At 33.2% G+C, this 4666-nt stretch carries 2 protein-coding genes; both read right to left on the bottom strand.

Annotated elements, in window-relative coordinates; all coding sequences use genetic code 11:
• Positions 1 to 17: 17 nt before the first annotated feature.
• Positions 18 to 3632 carry a tetratricopeptide repeat protein gene (locus U9P79_02900; protein MEA2103577.1) on the bottom strand — a complete coding sequence of 1205 codons (3615 nt, stop codon included), beginning with the start codon at positions 3630 to 3632 and terminating at the stop codon, positions 18 to 20.
• Between the two features lie 181 nt (positions 3633 to 3813).
• Positions 3814 to 4440: an ATP-binding cassette domain-containing protein gene (locus U9P79_02895; protein ID MEA2103576.1), complete on the bottom strand. Its 627-nt coding sequence runs from the start codon at positions 4438 to 4440 to the stop codon at positions 3814 to 3816.
• Positions 4441 to 4666 lie beyond the last annotated feature (226 nt).

Here is a 4666-nt window from a genome sequence, read left to right as displayed (position 1 = left end):
TACTTTACGGATGCACATTAATTAGTTGGCAATTGATCTAAAAGTTTTTTTGCTTCTTTTCCCCAACGGTTATTTGTTCCGAAGCGATTTATCACATTTTCATAAAACATTTTAGCTTTTTGATATTTTTCTTCTTGCTCATAAGCCATTGCTATTTTGATACTTGCATTCACGAACCATTGGCTGTAACTGCTGTAATCATATACGATTTTGAGCAATGTTTCTATGGTTTTATCGTATTTCTGTAAACCATAATATGATTCCCCTATCCAATAGTATGACTCAACTTTTAGGGCTGGATCGTTAACTTTCACAATAATATTCTGGAACAATTCGATTGCTTTTTCATAATTTTTATCCATAAAATAGCAATAAGCTATCTCAAAAAGAGTTTGCGGTTTCAGGTCAGGTGAACCGAGTCTGTCCAGTAACAATTGATACGCTTCAATGGCAACCATCCACTCACCCATTGTTTTGCAAGTAAGGGCAAAATTTTCTATCGCCTGTTTTGCCAGAGTTCCTTCAGCATCATTTTCAATAACAACTTTGTAATATTCGAGCGCTTTATTATAATTTCCAGCAGCGAAATCCATAGAACCGAGTTTTAGATAAGCGTTATTCACTAATTCCGAATTAGGATATTTTTTAATCAAATCTGACAATTTTTTTTGTGCCAATTCGTAATTTTTCTGTGATAGAGCCATCAAAGCCATCTGAAAATATGCATCGTCTCCGAATCCGGCTGAAGGATATTTTTTTATGATTTCATCAAAAACCTCATTTGCTTTTTCTTGGTTGAGTTCAGAATAATAGATACCTTTTTCCAGTAAAATATTTGAACTCACTTCTGAATTATTCTTGATAGTTGTTTCAAATATTGCTTGATAATTTTCCGCACCTGTTCGGGATTTGATTCGATAATTTGCGATAACACCATTTCCGGCGATCTGATTCCAATTTAGATATTTGATTTTTGTTCGGTCTTCATAATCACGCGTGAGGTAAATTAGCTGCTCATAATTATCCTTTGCAGTTAGAAAATCACCAATTTCAAAATTGATACTTGCAAGTTTTTCAAGGTCAATTAATAGTTCTTTCGAGGTTGAGTCGGTTTCGATACATTTTTTCAAAATTAAAATTGCATTTGCCTTTGCTCCCATTTCCAAATAAATATTCGCCAGATTTCGCCTATCGGAATTTGTTTTCTCCTTGATTTTATTGGAAATATCCACAGCATCCGAATACAATTTCTCGCTCGTATAAAGCGAGCGCAATTTTCGATAAATCTCATCCGAAGGATTCTGAGAAACAAGAATTTTATAATAATAAATCGCTTCTTCATAATTTTGAGTTTGCAAATAAATATCACCGAGCAATTCAATTCCTTTCCAATAATTTTTATTCTGCTTAAAATCTGTTACAAATTGTTTTAGAGATTGCAGACTTTTTTGCCAATGCCTAAGTTCCTTTTCGGCAAAACCGATATTAAAAAGCAAATTACCATTGCGATTTTTATATAAATCGGAAATTTTTTTGTATTGATTGAGGGCAGCAGAATAGCTTTCATTTTGAAGATAAATGTTTCCGAGTAACGAATATGCTTCGTTTCTGATTATTTTATTATTGGTAAGAGTTGCAGATTGCTGCAAATAGATGATTATATTTTTTTGCTCTTCAGCAGAAATTTGTGGGGATTGAAGTAATGCTTTTGCGAGATTGAAATATACTGTTCCAATCTGTGAAAAAGTGTTATATTTTTCGACAAATTTTAGAGAGGAGTGTTTGACAAATTCTACATATTCGCGCGAGCCTTTTTCATATTGCATCCCATTTAGCGAGATCATATAAAATTCAGCAAATTCTTTTTCAAAAATATTTTCATCTCCAAATTTATCAATAATTGTATTGAACACAAATTTTGCTTGTGAATAATATTGATTAAAATCGGAATTGTTTTCGTATGCAAATTTTCCGGCAAGATCAAGATAAGTTTCCCCCTTGAGTAACAAAAAGGATGGATCAGAATCGAATTGGCTATTTTTCTCCAAAACCTGAATTGCTCTTTGAAATTGTTTTAAATCTTTTCTGTATATTTCGACGATAGAGACGATTGCTTCCTTTTTACTGCCACTACTTATATACCCAAGAAAACTTTTCATCAAATTATCCAAAGCCACATTTTGCTCTTTGATTCGGAATTTTGTTAAATAAACTATCTGCTCTTCAATCTGTTTTGATTTGCCAACGCTCACCCGCCCCATGCTTTGAAGAGTTTGTAAAATGTCCAAGGCTTCTTTATACTGTCCGATTTTCTCATAACATTCAGCCATTTGCAGATGGACATTCTGAAATAATTTGCTTTGAGGATATGCGGTGAGTAACATTTGATAATAATTTAGGGCTTTCTTATAATTCCGGACAGTTCCCTGATAAATAAAGGCGATGTGAAAATATACGCTGTCAACTGAAACAAATTTTGGATAATGCTGAATCAGATCAAGATATTGGGGAATAACTTTCTCGTAGAGGTTTTGCTTTTGAAGAATATCAATTCTTTGAGATTGAGCGAGATATTGCAATTTCTCGGATGAATTTTTAAAATTGCTCTCTTTTAATTGTCTTAGAGCGAGGGTATAATTTTTTTTTTGCATATATGCTTTGGAAACGAGAAGATGGATTTTAGACATAAATTTACTTTGAGGAAATTCCTTCTGAAAATCTATGCAATTGGTGATTGTTTCATCAAAATCTCCTAATTTAAAATTCAAAGTAGCAATCTGATAGGCAACAAAATCCAGATTTTCGGCATCGTTAAATTTACGGAAATAAGTCTGAAATTCCGCTTTTGCCAAATCATATTCTCCGGAATCGTTGAGAATATCTGCATAAATAAGGACCAATGTTTTTTCGTATTCTCTTGGAGTGAAGTCTGTTAAATTGTTTTTGACGATCTCACGAGCTTTCTGCATATCCCCTTTTTGATAATAATAATTCACGAGATTTTTGGCAGCCAACCAACGTGCATCCGATTCTTCATAATCGAAAATGATTTTTTCCAGAGCAAGCACATACTTTTCTTGCATTTGATTTTCCTGATAAACATTTGCGAGGATAAGGAGGATAGCCGGAATTTGGGAATTTTTCGGGTAATTACGCAAAATGTCTTGGGAAGTTAAAATTGCCTGATTGAGCTGATCTGAATTTTTATAAGCAAGAACCAGTTTTTTTAGCGATTGCAATGTGAATGGACTTCGCGGATAATTGTCCACAAGAAATTGATAATTCGTGGCAGCGGCTTTATAAAGCTTGTATTGAAAATCGCTTTCCGCTAATCTGTAAGTTGCGTTGGGGAGTAACTTTGAATCGGGATACGCTTTTATAAAATGGGTATATGCGTCAATAGCTTGGGGAAATTTCTCTAATTCCGAATAACTATTTCCAATGAAAAGATACGCTTCCTCTGCCTGTTCGGAAGTGGGATATTCATCTATCAATTCTGTGAATTTATTTATCGCCTCTTCGTAAAGAGTATCGTCATACATTTTTTTGGCAAAGCGAAAATCATCCGCTAAATTTGCAAACAAACTGCTGAATAAAAAAAGCCCAAAAATTACAATATATATTTTTTTCATAATTACCTTTTGTGAATTATTTTTAAATATTTCACTCATACTGCCAACATTTTTTTATCTGGATTGTCTTGGCAACTTTTTGGAAGATTTTTATAGCCAAGTTGTGGTGCCAAAAAAAAATCTTTGCGAAAAATGCGGATTATTTGTATTGAGATTTCGATGAACGTTTTCACACTGCTTTTCAAAATACCTTTCGCAAAGGTTTTTTATCCCGAGCAAGAATTAATATTGTTTTATCGATTTCAGATAAATAATTCAAAAACTGTTGCTGCGATTTCTCACTCAAATACAAGAGCGGATCATCCATTATCAAATATTCTTCTTCACCGGAAATTGTAAAAAGAATCTGGAGTATTTTTCTTTCTTCGCTGGAAACAGAAAATATCGTCCTATTTTCACTAATATATTTTTGTAAATCAAATTCAAATATTCGTGCAAGTTCGTCCATTTTTTGAGTCGTATTTATTTTTTTCCCACGAGACTTGTTATTCTCATTCTCTGTTAAGAATTCATATTCGTCTTTAAGGTTTGGAAATACAAATTGCTTGTCCGGTTCCTGAAAAAGTATGGAAAGGTTGGAAAACATTTTTTTCCAATTTTGTTTTTCATAACCGGCAATAATTATTCTTCCTGATTCGAGTTTTTCTTCTCCTGTGATCAACTTTACAAGCGTGGATTTCCCCCACCCGCTTTGTTTGAAAATGCCTAACTTTTCTCCTCCATTGACCTGAAAAGAAAATTCATGCAAAACATCCTGCGGGGATGGTATTTTATAAGAAAACGTAACATTGTCGAAAATGATACTCATTCAATCTGCCTTTCTAATTATGGATAAGACCTGCGGTAAAAAATATGACCACGAAACACACAGAAAAACACGGAAAATGATATTGAATCTTAATTTCTGAATATCGTTTGTTTTCTATCCGGTACATAAGAAAACATAATATTGTCGAAAATGATACTCATTCAATCGTCCTTTCTAACCAAAAAACTTATACCACGAAACACACAGAAAAACACGGAAAAGAGTA

The organism is Candidatus Cloacimonadota bacterium, assembly GCA_034661015.1.
Taxonomy (GTDB): Bacteria; Cloacimonadota; Cloacimonadia; order JGIOTU-2; family JGIOTU-2; genus JAYEKN01.
The sequence above is the reverse complement of the archived record's forward strand: the minus strand, read 5'-3'. Positions and strand labels throughout refer to the sequence as shown.